11 protein-coding genes are annotated in these 17,485 nt (G+C 70.6%); 4 read left to right on the top strand and 7 right to left on the bottom strand.

Annotated elements, in window-relative coordinates; translation table 11 throughout:
* Positions 1-21 precede the first annotated feature (21 nt).
* Positions 22-1,725 (bottom strand): long-chain fatty acid--CoA ligase, encoded by a 1,704-nt coding sequence (locus ACA089_RS05185; RefSeq protein ID WP_372014084.1) that lies wholly within the window; start codon positions 1,723-1,725, stop codon positions 22-24.
* Positions 1,726-1,851: 126 nt separating this feature from the next.
* Between ACA089_RS05185 and ACA089_RS05180 the strand changes: the two genes are divergently transcribed.
* Complete coding sequence (locus ACA089_RS05180) at positions 1,852-2,280, top strand: nuclear transport factor 2 family protein (protein ID WP_372014081.1); 429 nt, start codon at positions 1,852-1,854, stop codon at positions 2,278-2,280.
* Positions 2,281-2,445: 165 nt separating this feature from the next.
* Here the strand turns inward: ACA089_RS05180 and acnA are convergent, their stop codons facing one another.
* Positions 2,446-5,211 carry an aconitate hydratase AcnA gene (acnA, locus tag ACA089_RS05175; RefSeq protein ID WP_372014079.1) on the bottom strand — a complete coding sequence of 922 codons (2,766 nt, stop codon included), beginning with the start codon at positions 5,209-5,211 and terminating at the stop codon, positions 2,446-2,448.
* Between the two features lie 226 nt (positions 5,212-5,437).
* On the opposite strand from acnA, the gene ACA089_RS05170 reads away from it, so the two are divergent.
* From ACA089_RS05170 to ACA089_RS05160, 3 genes are read left to right on the top strand one after another with little or no spacing between them, the layout of a single operon-like run.
* Positions 5,438-5,644, top strand: coding sequence for an AbrB/MazE/SpoVT family DNA-binding domain-containing protein (locus tag ACA089_RS05170; RefSeq protein WP_372014076.1), 207 nt, complete (start codon positions 5,438-5,440; stop codon positions 5,642-5,644).
* 7 nt (positions 5,645-5,651) lie between these two features.
* Positions 5,652-6,053 carry a type II toxin-antitoxin system VapC family toxin gene (locus ACA089_RS05165; protein WP_372014073.1) on the top strand — a complete coding sequence of 134 codons (402 nt, stop codon included), beginning with the start codon at positions 5,652-5,654 and terminating at the stop codon, positions 6,051-6,053.
* A 52-nt stretch (positions 6,054-6,105) separates the two neighbouring features.
* Complete coding sequence (locus tag ACA089_RS05160; protein WP_372014071.1) at positions 6,106-8,697, top strand: bifunctional aconitate hydratase 2/2-methylisocitrate dehydratase; 2,592 nt, start codon at positions 6,106-6,108, stop codon at positions 8,695-8,697.
* Between the two features lie 65 nt (positions 8,698-8,762).
* Here ACA089_RS05160 and ACA089_RS05155 read toward each other — a convergent pair whose 3' ends face one another.
* From ACA089_RS05155 to sbcB, 5 genes are all read right to left on the bottom strand, one after another.
* Positions 8,763-11,810 carry a hypothetical protein gene (locus tag ACA089_RS05155; protein ID WP_372014068.1) on the bottom strand — a complete coding sequence of 1,016 codons (3,048 nt, stop codon included), beginning with the start codon at positions 11,808-11,810 and terminating at the stop codon, positions 8,763-8,765.
* A 193-nt stretch (positions 11,811-12,003) separates the two neighbouring features.
* Complete coding sequence (locus tag ACA089_RS05150; protein ID WP_372014065.1) at positions 12,004-14,667, bottom strand: N-acetylmuramidase domain-containing protein; 2,664 nt, start codon at positions 14,665-14,667, stop codon at positions 12,004-12,006.
* Between the two features lie 89 nt (positions 14,668-14,756).
* Positions 14,757-15,353, bottom strand: coding sequence for a DUF2939 domain-containing protein (locus ACA089_RS05145; protein WP_372014062.1), 597 nt, complete (start codon positions 15,351-15,353; stop codon positions 14,757-14,759).
* A 2-nt stretch (positions 15,354-15,355) separates the two neighbouring features.
* Positions 15,356-16,042 carry a DUF2461 domain-containing protein gene (locus ACA089_RS05140; protein WP_372014060.1) on the bottom strand — a complete coding sequence of 229 codons (687 nt, stop codon included), beginning with the start codon at positions 16,040-16,042 and terminating at the stop codon, positions 15,356-15,358.
* Entirely contained in the window at positions 16,039-17,478 is a 1,440-nt protein-coding gene (gene sbcB / locus ACA089_RS05135; protein WP_372014058.1) for an exodeoxyribonuclease I, read from the bottom strand. Before sbcB ends, ACA089_RS05140 begins: the two co-directional genes overlap by 4 nt.
* Between the last annotated feature and the right edge of the window lie 7 nt (positions 17,479-17,485).

The raw sequence follows: 17,485 nt of genomic DNA, 5'->3' as shown, positions 1-17,485 counted from the left end.
CGGACCGGGGCGCGATGCAGGTCAGTGGCCGGCGGGCTGCGCCGCGGCGGCGGGGGCAGGGTCGCGCAGCTCCTTGCGCAGGATCTTGCCGACATTGGTCTTCGGCAGCTCGGTCCGGAACTCGATCTGGCGCGGCTGCTTGTAGCCGGTCAGCGTCTCCCGGCAGTACGCTTTGATCTGCTCGGCGGTCAGCGACGGATCCTTGCGGACCACGAACAGCTTCACCGCCTCGCCCGAGCGCTCGTCCGGCACGCCGATCGCCGCCACCTCGAGCACGCCCGGCATCGCCGCGACCACGTCTTCCACTTCGTTCGGGTAAACGTTGAAACCCGAGACGAGGATCATGTCCTTCTTGCGGTCGACGATGTAGACGAAACCCTTTTCGTCGATCCGGGCCATGTCGCCGGTGTGCAGCCAGCCGTCGCCGTCGATGACCTTGGCCGTTTCCTCCGGGCGCTGCCAGTAGCCCTTCATGACCTGCGGGCCCTTCACGCACAGCTCGCCGACCTGGCCGCTGGGCAGGATGTTGCCGTCGTCGTCCTTGACGCAGACGTCGGTCGACGGGATCGGCAGGCCGATCGAGCCGTTGAATTCCTTGATGTCGAGCGGGTTGATGCAGGCGGCCGGCGACGTCTCCGTCAGGCCGTAGGCCTCGACCAGGGTCACGCCGGTGACCTTCTTCCATTTCTCCGCCACGGCGCGCTGCACCGCCATGCCGCCGCCGAGGGTCACCTTCAGCGACGAGAAGTCCACTTCGTCGAAGCCGGGCGTGTTGAGCAGCCCGTTGAACAGCGTGTTGACGCCGGTGATCGCGGTGAAGCGCGTGCCCTTGAGCTCCTTGACGAAGCCCGGCATGTCGCGCGGGTTGGTGATCAGGTGGTTGAGCCCGCCGAGCTCCATGAAGACCAGGCCGTTCGCCGTCAACGCGAAGATGTGGTACAGCGGCAGCGCGGTGATGATGATTTCCTTGCCGCGCTCGAGCTGGTTGGCGCCCAGCCAGGCCGAGGCCTGCTGCATGTTCGCCACCAGGTTGCGGTGGGTCAGCATCGCGCCCTTGGCCACGCCGGTGGTGCCGCCGGTGTACTGCAGGAAGGCGATGTCGCCCGGATCGATGTCCACCTGCGGCAGGGTGTGCCGCTTGCCCACCGCCAGCGCCTCGCGGAAACGCACCGAGCCGGGGATGTCGTAGTCCGGCACCATCTTCTTCACGTACTTCAGCACGAAGTTGACGATGGCGCCCTTGGGGAAGCCGATCATGTCGCCCAGGCCGGTGGTGATCACCTGCTTGAGCGGGGTGTCGGCCAGCACGTCCTGCACGGTATGGCCGAAGTTGTCGACGACCACGATCGCCGCGGCACCCGAGTCCACCAGCTGGTGCTTGAGTTCGCGGGCGGTGTAGAGCGGATTGACGTTGACCACGGTCAGTCCGGCGCGCAGCACGCCGAAGGTCGCGATCGGATACTGCAGGCAGTTGGGCATCATGATCGCGACGCGATCACCCTTCTTCAGTCCCAGCTCGCCGAGCAGGTACGCGGCGAACTGCCGGCTGAGCTCGTCCACCTGCGCGTAGGTCAGCTGCTTGCCGAAGTTGCTGTAGGCGGGGCGGTCGGCATACCGGGAGGCCGACGCGGCGAACACCGCGGCGATGGACCGATACTCGTCCGGATCGATTTCAGCAGGTACGCCCTGCGGATAGCTTTGCAGCCATGGACGATCCGGATTCATTGCGCCTCCCTCCCGAGGTGTTGTGCTGCTCTTCAAGCCGTCGGCGGACTCGCTTTCGGCCGCCTTGGATGGGAGCATACCGTCCCGGATGGAAAAGGCGAAGCTGCGATGCACCGAAACGTATACATGCGGCTCGTGCTGCGGCTGGCCGCGCTCGCCCTGGCGTGCGCGCTGGCCGCATGCGACCGCGGTTCGCCGGAACAGCGCCTGCGCGGGCAGATGGCGGGCATGCAACAGGCGCTGGAGGAGCGGCGAAGCGCGGACTTCATGGACGGCGTCGCCGCGGATTTCGCCGGTCCAGGTGGCATCGATCGTGCTGCATTGCAGCAGGTCGTCCGTGCACAGGTGCTCGCCAACGCCAACGTGGGCCTGACGCTGGGGCCGGCACAGGTCGAGTTGCAGGGGGACCGGGCCACGGTGCGCTTCAGCGCGCTGTCGACCGGCGGCAGCGGCCGTTTCCTGCCGGAACGTGCCCGGGCCTGGGACGTCACCAGCGGCTGGCGGGAAGAAGACGGGCAATGGCGCCTGTACTACGCGGAGTGGCGGCCGAAATAGCCGCCATCGGTTGGCCGCGCCCCGTTGCCTCCCGCGCTCGGGCATACGCGGATGCGATAGCCGCCGTGGCGGGGAGGGCGTCGCGGCGCCGGCCGGGCATTGCCCGTGCGACCTGCCCGGACGCCCCGCGCGCTGCGCGGGGCCCGGTCTGCACCGCCCGGGCAGCTAGGCGGCCTTTTTCGCAGCGAGCTGGCGCAGCACGTACTGCAGCAGGCCGCCGTGGCGGAAGTAGTCCACTTCCTTCGGCGTCAGCAGCAGCACGTGCACCGGGAACACCACCGCGGTGCCGTCGCTGCGGCGGGCGGTGACCTGGGCGGTCTTGCTGCCGCCGTCGGCCAGCCCGGTCACGTCGAAGACCTCGGTGCCGTCCAGGCCGAAGGTCTGCGCGTTGTGGCCGTCCATGAACTGCAGCGGCAGCACGCCCATGCCCACCAGGTTGGAGCGGTGGATGCGCTCGAAGCTCTCGGCGATGACCGCCTTGACCCCCAGCAGGTTGGTGCCCTTGGCCGCCCAGTCGCGCGACGAGCCCGTGCCGTACTCCTTGCCGGCGATCACCACCAGCGGCGTGCCATCGGCCTTGTAGCGCATCGCCGCGTCGTAGATCGACATCTTCTCGGGCTGCGCGCCGGATGCCGGCGCGCCGAAGTACAGCGTGTTGCCGCCTTCCTCGCCGCCGAAGAACAGGTTCTTGATGCGGATGTTGGCGAAGGTGCCGCGGACCATCACGTCGTCGTTGCCGCGGCGGCTGCCGTAGCTGTTGAAGTCGGCCGGCTGCACGCCGCGCGACTGCAGGAAGCGCCCGGCCGGCGAGTCCTTCTTGATGTTGCCGGCCGGCGAGATGTGGTCGGTGGTGATCGAGTCGCCGAACAGGCCGAGCACGCGCGCGCCGTGGACGTCGTCGATGCGGCCGACCTGCATGGTCATGCCGTCGAAGTAGGGCGGGTTCTTGATGTAGGTGGACGCGTCGTCCCAGGCATACAGCTCGCCGTCGGGCGAGGCGATCGTGTTCCAGCGGGTATCGCCCTTGAACACGTCGGCGTAGTTCTGCTTGAACATGTCCGGGCCGATGGTGGCGGCGATGACGTCCCCGATCTCCTTGCTGCTCGGCCAGATGTCCTTGAGGTAGACGGGCTGGCCGTCGCTGCCGGTGCCCAGCGGTTCGCTGGTGAGGTCGATGTCGGTGGTGCCGGCCAGCGCATAGGCCACCACCAGCGGCGGGCTGGCCAGGTAGTTCATCTTCACCTCGGGGTGGACGCGACCCTCGAAGTTGCGGTTGCCCGACAGCACCGAGCTGACCACCAGGTCGCCGGCGGCGATGCCCGCGCTGATCTCGGTCGGCAGTGGGCCCGAGTTGCCGATGCAGGTGGTGCAGCCGTAGCCGACGATGTAGAAGCCGACCTTCTCCAGTTCCTTCAGCAGCCCGGCCTTCTCCAGGTAGTCGGTGACCACGCGCGAGCCCGGGCCGAGCGAGGTCTTGACCCACGGCTTGCGGTCCAGGCCGCGCGCGGCGGCATTGCGCGCCAGCAGGCCGGCGCCGACCATCACCGCGGGGTTGGAGGTGTTGGTGCAGGAGGTGATCGCGGCGATCACCACCGCGCCGTCCCGCAGCTTGTGCGGCTGGCCGTCGATCTCGACATGGGCCACGCCCTTGTGCAGCGCCTCGTTGCCGACCGCGGCGGTGCCGCCTTCGGCGATGAAGTCGGACACTTCCGGGCTGCGCTTGTCGCGGCTGGCGGTCAGCAGGGCCACGTTGTCGTGGTAGTTGCGCTTCATGTCACCCAGCAGCACGCGGTCCTGCGGGCGCTTGGGGCCGGCCAGCGAGGGCTTCACGTCGGCCATGTCCAGCTCGAGCGTGGCGCTGTAGCGGGCGGGCGGGTTGCCGGGCTCGTGCCACAGGCCCTGGGCCCGGGCATACGCCTCGACCAGCGCGATTTGCGCTTCGCTGCGTCCGGACAGGCGCAGGTAGTTCAGCGACTCGGCGTCGATCGGGAAGATGCCGCAGGTCGCGCCATATTCGGGTGCCATGTTGCCGATGGTGGCGCGGTCGGCCAGCGGCAGGTGCTGCAGGCCGTCGCCGTAGAACTCGACGAACTTGCCGACGACCCCGAGCTTGCGCAGCATCTGGGTGACCGTCAGCACCAGGTCGGTGGCGGTGGCGCCTTCCGGCAGCCTGCCGGTGAGCTTGAAGCCGACCACCTGCGGGATCAGCATCGACGAGGGCTGGCCGAGCATCGCCGCCTCGGCCTCGATCCCGCCCACGCCCCAGCCCAGCACGCCGATGCCGTTGATCATGGTGGTATGCGAGTCGGTGCCGAACACGGTGTCCGGGTAGGCCCAGGCCTCGCCGTCCTTCTCGGTGGTCATGACCACCCGGGCGAGGTTTTCCAGGTTCACCTGGTGGACGATGCCGGTGTTGGGCGGCACCACCTTGAAGTCGGCGAAGGCCTTCTGCCCCCAGCGCAGGAACGCGTAGCGCTCCTGGTTGCGTTCGAACTCGATGCGGCCGTTGATGTCGAGCGCGTCGGGCTTGCCGAACACGTCGACCTGGATCGAATGGTCGATCACCAGTTCCGAGGGGATCTGCGGGTTGATCTGCTCGGGCCGCCCGCCCAGCCTGACCACCGCGTCGCGCATCGCCGCCAGGTCGACCACGCAGGGCACGCCGGTGAAGTCCTGCAGGACCACGCGCGCGGGCATGAAGGCGATCTCGGTGTCGGGCTCGGCCCCGGGGTCCCAGCGCGCCACCGCCTCGATGTGCTCGGGCAGCACGGTGACCCCGTCCTCGTGCCGGAGCAGGTTCTCCAGCAGGATCTTCATCGAGTAGGGCAGGTGGGCCAGGTCGAAGCGCTGGCCGAGGCGCGGCAGGCTCGCGTAGGCGTAGGTCTGGCCGCCGACGTCCAGGCGGCTGAGGGTGGCGAAGGAATCGCGCATGGGGCGGGCTCCTGTAGCTGGCGCCACCATCCGGGTGGCGGAAGGGTTCACGGCATTATCCATGCCATTGGATGACGGGTCCGTGCGCTGCGGCAATCGTCCATTCCGGGGATGGCGGGCCCGGCGGATCCGTGCCTGCATTGTCCGCGAGGATCGCCATGCAGGTTTGAGTATGCATGGAATGGTATGTATCATGGCGGCATACCCCGTCGGCGGAGGAATGCCCGTGGAAGCCATCGTCGCCGAGCGCGGCCAGATCACCCTGCCCAAGGCCGTGCGCGATGCGCTGGGCCTGACCAAGGGCAGCGTGCTCAAGGTGGAGCTGGAAGGCAGCCGCATCGTCCTGCGCAAGAGCGTGGACGACGCCATTTCGCGCGTGCGCGGCAAGTTCGCGCTGGACCCCGCCGCCGGCGGGCGACAGGACCCGGGCTGAGCATCCGATGATCGCGATCGACGCCCCCGTCCTGGTCCAGCTGCTGACCGACGGCCCGCAGGCCGATGCCGCCGAGGCCTGCCTGCGCCAGTGCCTGACCAGCGGGCGCGTGGTGGTCAGCGACGCGGCCCTGGCCCAGCTCTGCGCCAGCCTGCGCAACGGCGCCGAAGCGCTGGGCGCGCTGGAGGAAATGGGCATCCACTTCAACGCGCTGGAGGCCAAGTCGGCCCTGCGCGCCGGCGAGATGCTGCGGCGCCAGCGCCAGCGCGAGGATGCCGCGCCACGGCCGATGGCCGACTTCCTGGTCGGCGCGCACGCGCTGCTGCAATGCGATGCGCTGATCACCACCGACGCGGCGTTCTACCGCGACTACTTCAAGGGCCTGAAGCTGGTCGTGCCGCAGGCCTGACCGTCGCCGCCCCCGTACCGAACCCGAACCTGCAATCCCCCGGAGAGTTCCCATGTTGGAAGCCTATCGCCACCACGCCGCCGAACGCGCCGCCCTCGGCATCCCGCCGCTGCCGCTGAGCGCACAGCAGACCGCGCAGGTCATCGAGCTGCTGAAGAACCCGCCGGCCGGCGAAGAACAGTTCCTGGTCGACCTGATCACGAACCGCGTGCCCGCCGGCGTGGACGACGCCGCCAAGGTCAAGGCCTCGTACCTGGCCGCGCTGGCGTTCGGCAGCGAGAAGAACGCGCTGCTGTCGCGCGAGCGCGCCACGGAGCTGCTGGGCACCATGCTGGGTGGCTACAACGTGCAGCCGCTGATCGAGCTGCTCGACGACGCGGTTGTCGGTGCGATCGCCGCTGACGGGCTGAAGAAGACGCTGCTGGTGTTCGACCAGTTCCACGACGTGGAGGAGAAGGCGCGCGCCGGCAACGCCAACGCCCAGGCCGTGCTGCGCAGCTGGGCCGACGCGGAGTGGTTCACCAGCCGCCCGGAAGTACCGCAGAGCCTGACCATCACCGTGTTCAAGGTGCCGGGCGAGACCAACACCGACGACCTGTCGCCAGCGCCGGACGCCACCACCCGCCCGGACATCCCGCTGCACGCGCTGGCGATGCTGAAGAACAAGCGCGAAGGCGCGCCGTTCGTGCCGGAAGAGGACGGCAAGCGCGGCCCCATCGCCGAGATCCTGTCGCTGAAGGACAAGGGCCACCTGGTCGCCTACGTCGGCGACGTGGTCGGTACGGGCTCGTCTCGCAAGTCGGCCACCAACTCGGTGCTGTGGTTCACCGGCGAGGACATCCCGTTCATCCCGAACAAGCGCTTCGGCGGCGTCTGCCTCGGCAGCAAGATCGCCCCGATCTTCTACAACACCATGGAAGACGCCGGCGCGCTGCCGATCGAGCTGGACGTGTCGAAGATGGAGCACGGCGACGTCGTCGAGCTGCAGCCGTACGCGGGCAAGGCGATCAAGAACGGCGAGGTGATCGCCGAGTTCCAGGTCAAGTCCGAGGTACTGTTCGACGAGGTGCGCGCCGGTGGCCGCATCCCGCTGATCGTCGGCCGCGGCCTGACCGCCAAGGCGCGCGAGTCGCTGGGCCTGCCGGCCTCGGACCTGTTCCGCCTGCCGCAGCAGCCGGCCGACAGCGGCAAGGGCTTCTCGCTGGCGCAGAAGATGGTCGGTCGCGCCTGCGGCCTGCCGGAAGGCCAGGGCGTGCGCCCGGGCACCTACTGCGAGCCGAAGATGACCTCGGTCGGTTCGCAGGACACCACCGGCCCGATGACCCGCGACGAGCTGAAGGACCTGGCCTGCCTGGGCTTCTCGGCCGACCTGGTGATGCAGTCGTTCTGCCACACCGCCGCCTATCCGAAGCCGGTGGACGTGAAGACCCACCACACCCTGCCGGAGTTCATCTCCACCCGCGGCGGCATCTCGCTGCGCCCGGGCGATGGCGTCATCCACAGCTGGCTCAACCGCATGCTGTTGCCCGACACCGTCGGCACCGGCGGCGACTCGCACACCCGCTTCCCGGTCGGCATCTCGTTCCCGGCCGGCTCGGGCCTGGTCGCCTTCGCCGCGGCCACCGGCGTCATGCCGCTGGACATGCCGGAATCGGTGCTGGTGCGCTTCAAGGGCCAGATGCAGCCGGGCGTGACCCTGCGCGACCTGGTCAACGCGATCCCGCTGTACGCGATCAAGCAGGGCCTGCTGACCGTGGCCAAGGCCGGCAAGAAGAACATCTTCTCCGGGCGCATCCTGGAAATCGAAGGCCTGCCGCAGCTCAAGGTCGAGCAGGCGTTCGAGCTGTCCGACGCCTCGGCCGAACGCTCGGCCGCCGGTTGCACCGTGCGCCTGGACAAGGAACCGATCATCGAATACCTCACCAGCAACATCACCCTGCTGAAGTGGATGATCGCCGAGGGCTACGCCGACGCCCGTTCGCTGGCGCGCCGCATCGCCAAGATGGAAGCCTGGCTGGCCGATCCGCAGCTGCTCGAGCCGGATGCCGATGCCGAGTACGCGGCGGTGATCGAGATCGACCTGGCCGACGTGCACGAGCCGATCGTGGCCTGCCCGAACGACCCGGATGACGTGAAGACCCTGTCCGACGTGGCCGGCGCGACCATCGATGAAGTGTTCATCGGTTCGTGCATGACCAACATCGGCCACTTCCGCGCCGCGGCCAAGCTGCTGGAAGGCAAGCGCGACATCCCCACGCGCCTGTGGGTCGCCCCGCCGACCAAGATGGATGCGTCCGAGCTGACCAAGGAAGGCCACTACGGCACCTTCGGCACGGCCGGTGCGCGCATGGAGATGCCGGGCTGCTCGCTGTGCATGGGCAACCAGGCGCAGGTGCGCGAGGGTGCGACGGTGTTCTCCACCTCGACCCGCAACTTCCCCAACCGCCTGGGCCGCAACTCGAACGTGTACCTGGGCTCGGCGGAACTGGCCGCGATCTGCTCGCGCCTGGGCCGGATCCCGACCAAGGCCGAGTACATGGCCGACATCGGCGTGATCAACGAGAAGGGCGCGGAGATCTACCGCTACATGAACTTCGACCAGATCGAGGAATACCAGGACGTGGCGAAGACCGTCGCGGCCTGAGTCCCCGTCCGCGGTGACGCGCGAAGCCCGGCCCCGTGCCGGGCTTCGCCGTTTCCGGCGGCGGCTCAGATCCGCAGCACGCCGACCAGGTTCTGCAGCCATTCGCCCAGGTTGGGCGTGAGCGTGGCGGCGAGCATCAGCAACAGCAGCAGCAGGCGCGTGCCCATGGTCCGCAGCACGTCCATCAGCGACACGTGGTGCGGGTCCTTGGTGAACATCTGGCCGATCAGCGGCGCCCGTTCCAGCGCGATGGACAGCCACACCCCGACCGCGAACGCCACCGTCATCAGTCCCAGCGACACCGCGCTCTGTTCCAGCTCCAGCGCGAACGGGAACACCTCCTGCATCGCCAGCAGCACCACCGGCGCGGCGAAAGCCGCCCACAGGCAGCTGCGCACGCAGGTGAGGCCGAAGCGCATCTCGGCCACGGTCTGGTCGCGCCAGCGCGCCAGCCGCGCCCGCGGATCGGTGCCGCCGACCGCGGCCTGCACCTCGACCGGGTCGGGCATGGGCCAGTGCGGATCACCGCGGTCCAGCGCCAGCCAGTCCTCGTCGTCGAACACGCTGGCCAGCGGCGAACGCGGGGGTATCCCCAGCCAGTGCGGATTGGGCCAGTCGGCGGGCAGCGCGCCCTCGGGCAGGCGCTCGATCACGTGGTCCTGCAGGTCGCGGCCCAGGCGCACCAGCCGGCCGTGCTGCAACAGCGCCTGCGACAGGAAGAACACGCCCAGGCCGAGCAGCGCCAGCGCCAGCAGGCCCGGCATCAGCGCGCCGTCGACCGCATCGGGCATGCGGCTGCCCCAGTACGCCAGCGGCGGCAATACCGCGGCCGCGGCGAGCAGCAGCGAGCTGAGGCTGTAGCGCCGCCCGAGATAGCGGCCAGCCTCGAATTCGGCCGGCGCCTGCAGCAGGTGGGTCGCGCACCGCCGGTTCCAGGCCCGCAGCCGGGTCATCACCAGTCCGGCGAACCACAGGTACAGGCCGAACATCGCCCACAGCATGACCCGGTCGCGGCCATGGATCAGGTCGAGCGCGCCGCGCATCGCCGCGCGGAACGGCTCGGCCAGCAGCAGGTGGCTCCAGCGCAGCGCGAGCAGGACCAGGGTTGCCAGTGCGAGCAGCCCGAGCAGCATGCAGGCCAGCGCGCTGGCGCTGTGACGGCGCCGGCCCAGGCGGGCCGACGCGCGCGTCGGCTGCCCGCCGGACGGGACGTTGCCCGGCCGCAGCGCGCGGTCCAGCCGCCAGCCGCCCTCGCGCAGGGCATAGCGCACCGGCGGCAGGATGCTGCGGCCCGGGCGCGAGGACAGCAGCAGCCAGCCGCTGGCCAGCAGCGCCAGGGCCGCCGCGGCGACCAGCATCGGCAATACCAGGTTGAGCGAGAGGATGCGGAAATCGGCGGCGATCAGCGTGCTGCGCGGCCCCGACCTGCGTGGCGCCGCGCTTTCGGCAGGGACGGCCGGCGCGGCCGTGTCGAGGTCGCGCGCCTCCGGCTGGTAGCTCGTCGCGTCGATCGCCTGGAGGCCCGCCAGGGTGACCACGCTCAGCGGCGAACGGTTGCGGCGCGGTGGCGGGAGCGGTGCTTCGGCGCCGGCGCCGGCCGGGGCCGGGGGCATGGACGCGGCGGCGGGCGGAGCCAGCAGCTCCTGCGTGGCGCGGAACAGGTTGGCGGCGTAATCGGTGGGGAAGGCGAACACCTTGCGCGTGCCGCGCACGCTCGCCGGCCCGCCCTCGCCGCGGGGGCGGCATTCGGCCTGGTAGCGGCGGTCGCCATCGGTGACCTGCACGTAGCACGCCTGCATCCGCCCGTTGGCGACCATGAGCGTGCCGCGGTTGGCGCGCCGGTACTCCGGATGGGTGAGCAGGTGGTCGCCTTCGAGCGCGACCGGAATCGCTCCGGGAACCGCGCGCCGCACCACCGCCAGCATGAACAGCCGGTCGCGCACGTCGGTGGCCACCACCATCACCGCCCGCGGCCTCACGTACACGTTGAGGGTGTCCATCAGCTGCTGCAGGCTCAGCTCGTCGGAGCGCGTGCTCAGCTGCGGCTGGTAGACCGGCGGCAGGTCCAGGCTCGCCCCGGCGTCGCGCATGTCCAGTTCGAGGAAGCGTCGCGGCACCAGCTGCGGATTCTTGGCCGCCTCGCGCGCCAGGCTGGCGTGTTCGGCGCGGATGGCGGCGATGTTCTGCGGGAACTGCAGGTAGGTCGGTTGCGGCCGCTCCACGCAGGCCGGGCGCTCGACGCCCATCGCCTCGGCCGCGGCCTGCTCGCCGGCGAGCTGGGTCCGTGATTCCTGGCTGCCCTGGCCGAATGCGGACTCCTCGGTGAGGACCACGACCTCGCCGGGACAGATCCCGTGCGCATGCTCCAGGTAGGCGAACAGGTGCGACATCTGCTGCAGCTGGTCCCACTGGGCGAAGGTGCGGTAGCGCAGCGAGTGGCGGCCCTCAGGATCCCGTGCGGCGATGAGCCGGTTGCTGGCGACCGTGGCCGACGGGCTCATCAGGTCCAGGTGCAGCCCGGCCTGCCGGGTGATCGCGGCGATCGAGGCGAGCGAGCCGGAGAAGGTGGGGCCGAGCACCGCGACCGGCGCGGTGCCGCCGTGCGTGCCCGCACCTGCCACCGTTGGACACTGGCGGCCGCGGTCGTCGCGCAGCGGCGTGCGTCCGCCGGCGTTCAGGGCCGCGGCCTGCCGCACCGCGCGGCAGAACGCCAGCGGCTGCACGCCGAACGTGGGCGACTCGCCGACCAGGTACAGCACGAAGTAACGGGTGCGCGGCCCGGTGTTGGCCGCGTCGCGCCAGGCATCCTGGCGGAACACCAGCACCCCCGGCAGGCTGCGGTACGGATGCGGCATTCCGGCATCCTCGTCCTTGCCGCCGGCCGCCGGCCATGGCATCGCGTGGCCCTGGAGCACGTAGCCGCTGAACTGGAAGCTGCGCACCAGCGTGGCGACCTCGATGTCGAACGAGCGCGCCAGCCGCGATTCGACCGGGTCGGGGAGGGTGGCGACCGCCGCGCGCCATTCGGCCCCGGCGCCGGCGCTCACGCCCGGCAGCGGATCGAACACGTCGCGCACGGTCGCCGAATCCACCCGCACGCCCGCGGCGGCCACGCCGGGGTCCGGGACGTCCGTCGCCTCCACCGCCACGAGTGGCGGCGCCGCCAGCGGCACCGGTGCCGTCGCCAGGGCAGGGGGGACCCCCGCCAGCGCTAGCAGCAGCCCCGCATGCCACCGCCATGCGCGCCGACGGGCGCGCGGCCCCGCTGCCGTTTCCATGGCCGCTCCTCCCTGGCCCGCGCGGGCCTCAGGACTTCCGGATCAGGTCGAACACAAGCCGCTGCAGCGCCTTGTCGTCGTCGAGGCTGCCATGGGTCGTGGCCTCGGTCTGGCGGCTGCTGCTGCCGTCCAGGGTGGTCGCGCTGGGCAGCCGCGCGATGCCCGAGCCCGGGCTGGCCACGGCCATCATCTGCGCACCCCAGGGCAGGGTCGCGCGCGCTGGCACCAGGTCGCGTTCCAGGCCCAGGATCGGCGTTTCCTTCTTGTCCTCGAACGAACGCGAGACCAGGTACAGCAGCGAATGCCCGTAGGGCTTGCAGGTCGGATCGGCGCGCTCGGCGGCGTCGGTCAGGTGCGCGACCAGCAGCTTGGTGCCGGTCTTGAGCACCGCCTTGCCGAGCGTGCGGTCGAACTCGTCGACGCGCACCGCAGGTGCGATCAGGCTGACCGAACGCAGGTCGAAGCCGGCGGCGATCGCCGCCGTGCCCAAGTGCGAGTGCAGGATGCCGCCGGCGGAGTGGCCGACCAGGTGCAGGCGGATCTTCGGCAGCGCGTATTCTTTGCCCTTGGCCTTGTACAGGTCGAACAGCATGCGCACGCCCGAAGCGGGGTTGGCGCTGATCCTGGCCGCGTTCTCCTTCATCTCGCCCCACAGCGGGCGGCCGAGCGGGCGGGCGATGCCTTCCACGCGCTGGTTCCACCATTCCTTCCAGCCGTCCTTGATCTTCTGCCAGCCCCCGGCTGCGCGCGCCTCCTCGGGCGCGATCTTGTCCTCGATCATGTTGGTGACGGTCTTGATCGCGCCGGTCTCCCACATCAGGAACACCGGGAAGATCTTCTCGTCGTACAGGGCCGGCACCCACAGCCGCGCCGAAGCCGCGGCCGCGTCCTCGTTGTTGAGCCCGCCGTGCGCGTAGATCGCCACGTCCACCGCCTGGTTGGCGCGCACGCCCCACTTGCGGCAGGCCTCCTTGAGGTGGATGCGCAGCAGCGCATCGACGTCGGCCTCCTGGGTGCGGAACTGCCCGCGCTGGCTGAGGCGGCCGTTGTTCTCCATGTTGATGATGAACGGGCTCAGCTCGTGCGCGGCCAGGATCGGGTTGCTCGAGACCACGCCCTTGCCCGACGCGTCGGTGCGCAGCGAGGTGGCGTCGGCGATCGCCTCGTGCTCGGCGGTGACCACGCCCAGCTGCGCCACCCAGCAGTCCATCGCGTTCTCCAGCCAGTCGCTGTAGCGCAGCACGGCCAGCCCGCCCTTGCCCCACACGCCGCCCCAGGAGTTGTGCACGATGAAGCCGTCGCGGGTGTAGCCGACGATGGCGAAGGCGTGGCCACCGTCGGGACTGCCGGTCCGGCGGCGGATGACCGGCAGGTCGGCCGGGTTCTCCGGGCGTGGCACGGCCTCCTCGACCAGCAGTTCCTCCCAGCCGGCGTGGGTGAAGGCGCTGGCGTACAGCGCGCCGACCTGGTCGATCGCCACGTGCATGTCGCGCAGCGAGCGCGGGTCGATCCGGTAGTACGCGCCGAGCGGACGCTTGATCGCGTCCGTCCACCAGTCCTCGCTGGCCGCGGCCTTGGGCTTGGGCATCTCGGTCTTCGGCCACAGCCGCGCGCTGCTGGCGCCATGCCGGAGCCAGCCCTTCAGGGCGCCGCGCAGCGACGAACCGGTGTCGGCCTCCGGCCCGCCGTCGTCGTTCTCGGCCCATTCGTCGTAGCGGCGGGCCATGCTGTAGAGCATGTGCGGCGAGATCGCCTCGACGTGGCGGCCGGCGCGGACCAGCAGGTATTCGATCACCACCGACAACGCGTAGCCGGTGCAGGCGCTGGTCAGGCCCTGGTCGAGCATCGGCCGCACGTCCGGCGGATAACGCACGTCGGCCGGGGCCGAGGCGACGGTCGGCTGGAACTCCCAGTCGCGCAGGTCCACCGCATCCGGGCGCACGTTGAACACCCTGCTGGTGCGCTTGCGCGCGGCGCCGGTGGCGGTCATCTCCAGCATTTCCAGCGGCGCCAGCTCCGGGCGTCCGGGGGCGACCAGCGCGCGGGCCGGGGCCGGGCGCGCGGCGGCGGCGCGGCGTCCGCCGCGCGCGGCGGGTGCAGCGGCCGCGTGGCGCGCGTAGGCGGCGGCCATCTTCTCGTCGTAGCGGTTCTGGCGGTATCCGGGGCCGTTGTAGAGGCTGGCGAACTTGGCCCAGTCCTTGCGCCTCAGCGGCTGGATCAGCGGCGAGCCCGGGCGGGAGAGCAGGTTGGCGAAGGACTCGAGCTGGCCGTCGGCGCCACGTGCCTGGCACTCGACGAAGCGGCCCACGGTGTCCGATCCGCACAACGCGTAGTTGAAGCCCATGATCTGGAACGCGCCCCAGCTGGCCGACTGCATCGCCGCTTCCGGGTCCAGCGCGGCGGCCCGGTCCAGCCGCTTCCATTCGCCGGCCAGCGAGCCCGAATACTGGCGCCGGTCCCATTTCGGATAGCTGATGTTGGGATGGGTGGCGCTGTACCGGCCCGCGGTGAGGCGGTGGAAGATATGGCCCTCGAACAGGATCTTCGGCCGGCGGTCCGGTGCCGGTAGGAAGCCCGAACCGCTCGATTCCACTTCGGCGATCGCCTTGAGGGCGGGCAGTTCGACCTGCAGCCTGGCCGCCAGCTGCTTCCACATCGCGTCGCTGACGGTGCGCTTGAGATCCGTGTCCATGCGGGCTCCGCTCCTGTGCGGGTGGCAACAACGAGGACAACGCAGACGGGCCGCGGCGCAGGCCATGCCATCGCCGTCGATCGGCGCGCTCAGCGCAGGTAGGTCGACAGGTCTTCCGGCAGGCGGATGTCGACCAGGCGCCAGCGCAGGCCCTGGCGCTGCAGCACGAACACGGTGCGGGTGCCGTCGGCGTGCTCGACGGTGCCGGTGAAGCGCGACAGCGATTCGTAGCGCAGGCGCGCGCCGGCCAGCGGCCGGGCCGGTTCGGCCGGCGCCCAGGCATCGCCGCCCACGGTGCGCCCGCCGGCCCGCTGCCAGAGCACGTGCCCCTGCAGCAGCGCGGCGATGCCCAGCGGCGTGGCCAGCGTGTCGACCGCCATGCCGGTGGCGCTGCCGGCCACGGCCAGGGCCATCGCGCCGAGCAGGTTGCCGGCGACGTCCTCGCCGGCGGCGCGGACCATGCGGTCGTCGAGCTGCGCCTTGAGGTTCGCGCGCAGGCGCGGGAAATCGACGTGGCGTTCGAGCGCGCTCGTATCCCGCTGCTCGATGGCCCGCTCGATGCCGCGGACCGCCAGCCATGGCCCGGCCGCGACCCAGGCCGCCAGCGCCAGCAGCGCCAGCACCAGGGCGCCGGCGATCCAGCGCAGCGGGCGGCGGGCGTCCGGGGCGGCGGGGTGGGGGTCCATGGTCAGAACTCCAGGTCCAGGGCAGCGCAGAGATAGTCGATGAACGGCCCGAGCGAGGCGAGGTCCGCTTCCAGCGTCCGTCGCAGGCGTGGCCCGGTCATCGTCGCATCGTCCAGCGGTCGCAGGAACACCCAGTTGCGGTGCTTGAGGTCGTCGATGAATTCGAAGTCGGCCGGGAAGCCCCTCGGCACCCGGGTCAGCACCTCGCTGTCGTCCAGGTCGAAGCGCCTGCGCAGTGCCGGCGCGTGCGCGGCGGCCTTCCATGCCCCGGGGTTGTCGAGGATGAACTGCCGCACGCGTCGCTGGGTGTCCGGCTCGGGATGCCACAGCCCGCCGCCGACGAAGCTGCCGCCGGGCTGCAGGTGGATGTAGAACGATGGCGCGGGAACCTCGCGCCGGCGTTCGTGGAACAGGCGTGCGCCCTGCCATGGCTTGTACGGCGACTTGTCGCTGGAGAAGCGCGCGTCGCGGTGGATGCGGAACAGCGAGCCGCCGACGGTGCGCGGGTCGGCGCGGAAGTGCGTGCTGATGCCGGCCAGTGGCGGCTGCAGGTCGGTGATCAGGCGCAGGAACGGCTGGCGCACGTGCGCTTCGTAGTCGGCCCGGTGTGCCTCGAACCAGGCCTTGTCGTTGTGCCGGGCCAGGCCGCGCAGGAAGCGCAGGCTGGCGTCGCTGAAATAGGTCGTCATAGTCCCGATCGGAGTTCGTGGCCCCAGTGTTCGAGCTGGTCGAGCAGCACCAGCTTGCCGCCATCGCCGGCGTGCGCCGCGCGCAGTGCCGCGATCTCGGCGAAGTAGCCGGGGAAGTCGTATTCGGACAGGCCGCCGGCTTCGAGCAGGCGCCGCCGCCGGTAGCCGTCCCAGCGCTCGCGTTCGCCGCCGGACAGGGTGTGCGGCCAGTTGCGCGCGCGGTAGCGGAACAGCAGTTCCGGCAGGCGCGGGTCGCGGAAGTCGAACGCGCGCGTGCCGAGCTCGGACGGCGACGTCGACCGGACCTGGGCGCACAGGCGCCGGTCGCCGTCGCCGCAGAAGCCGGCGTAGAGCGAGCCGTCGACGTCGGCTTCGGCGTGGTCGCGGCTGCCGGCGAAGACCTGCCTCGCCTTTTCGGCCAGCGCGGGCCCATGGGCGCGCAGCCGCGCCACGCGGTCGAGCACGGCGTCCGGATCTATGCCCAGGCGCTGGAAGTCGTCCGCGCGCAGGTGCGCCCACGGCACCAGCATCGGCGAACGGTTCAGGTGCACTTCCTTCAGCGGCACCCGGGCCACGCCCGGCGGCAGGTCGGCGACCGGGGTGTACAGCCGGTCCGCGATCCCGCCGGCATCCTGTTCCAGCAGCGCGTCGACGTCGCCGTCCAGGTCGAACACGATCACCCGGTTGGAGACCGAAGGATGGGTGGCGAGCGGCAGCACCGCCGCCGCGCACAGGCGGCTGGCGGGGTAGCGCTGCGACACGTGCAGCACCGGCTGCATGGCGAAGGCGTCGAGCAGGCTGGCGGCATGGCGCTTGTCGCGCAGCTTCAGCGCGTAGTCCCACAGGCGAGGCTGGTGGCGCCTGAGCAGCCGGGCGAGGCCGATGGTGGCGAACACGTCCGACAGCGCCTCGTGGGCGTCGCCCTCGCGGACGCCGTTGGCCAGCGCCAGGTGCTCGAGCCGGAAGGAGGTGGCGCCGTCGTCGCGCTTCGGCCACGCGATCCCGTCCGGCCGCAGCGCATGGGCCAGGCGCAGCACGTCGAGCAGGTCCCAGCGCGAGTTTCCGCCGCGCCACTCGCGCTCGTACGGGTCGAAGAAGTTGCGGAACAGGGTGTGGCGCACGAACTCGTCGTCGAAGCGCAGCGAGTTGTAGCCCAGCGTGCAGGTGCCGGGCCGGCCCAGTTCGTCGAGGATGCGCGCGGCGGCCTCCGCTTCCGGCAATCCATCGCGCAGCGCCTGCTGCGGCGTGATCCCGGTGATCAGGGTGGCGACGGGCGAGGGCAGCAGGTCCTCGGCCGGTCGCACGAACAGGCTGACCGGCTCCTCCACCACCTCCAGGCCGGTGTCGGTGCGCACGGCGGCGAACTGCGCGATGCGGCTGCGGCGCGGGTCGGCGCCGAATGTCTCCAGGTCGTAGAACAGGAAGCTGTCGGCCATGGGAATC

This window comes from Pseudoxanthomonas fibrivorans, from assembly GCF_041464125.1.
Lineage (GTDB): Bacteria > Pseudomonadota > Gammaproteobacteria > Xanthomonadales > Xanthomonadaceae > Pseudoxanthomonas.
The sequence above is the reverse complement of the archived record's forward strand: the minus strand, read 5'-3'. Positions and strand labels throughout refer to the sequence as shown.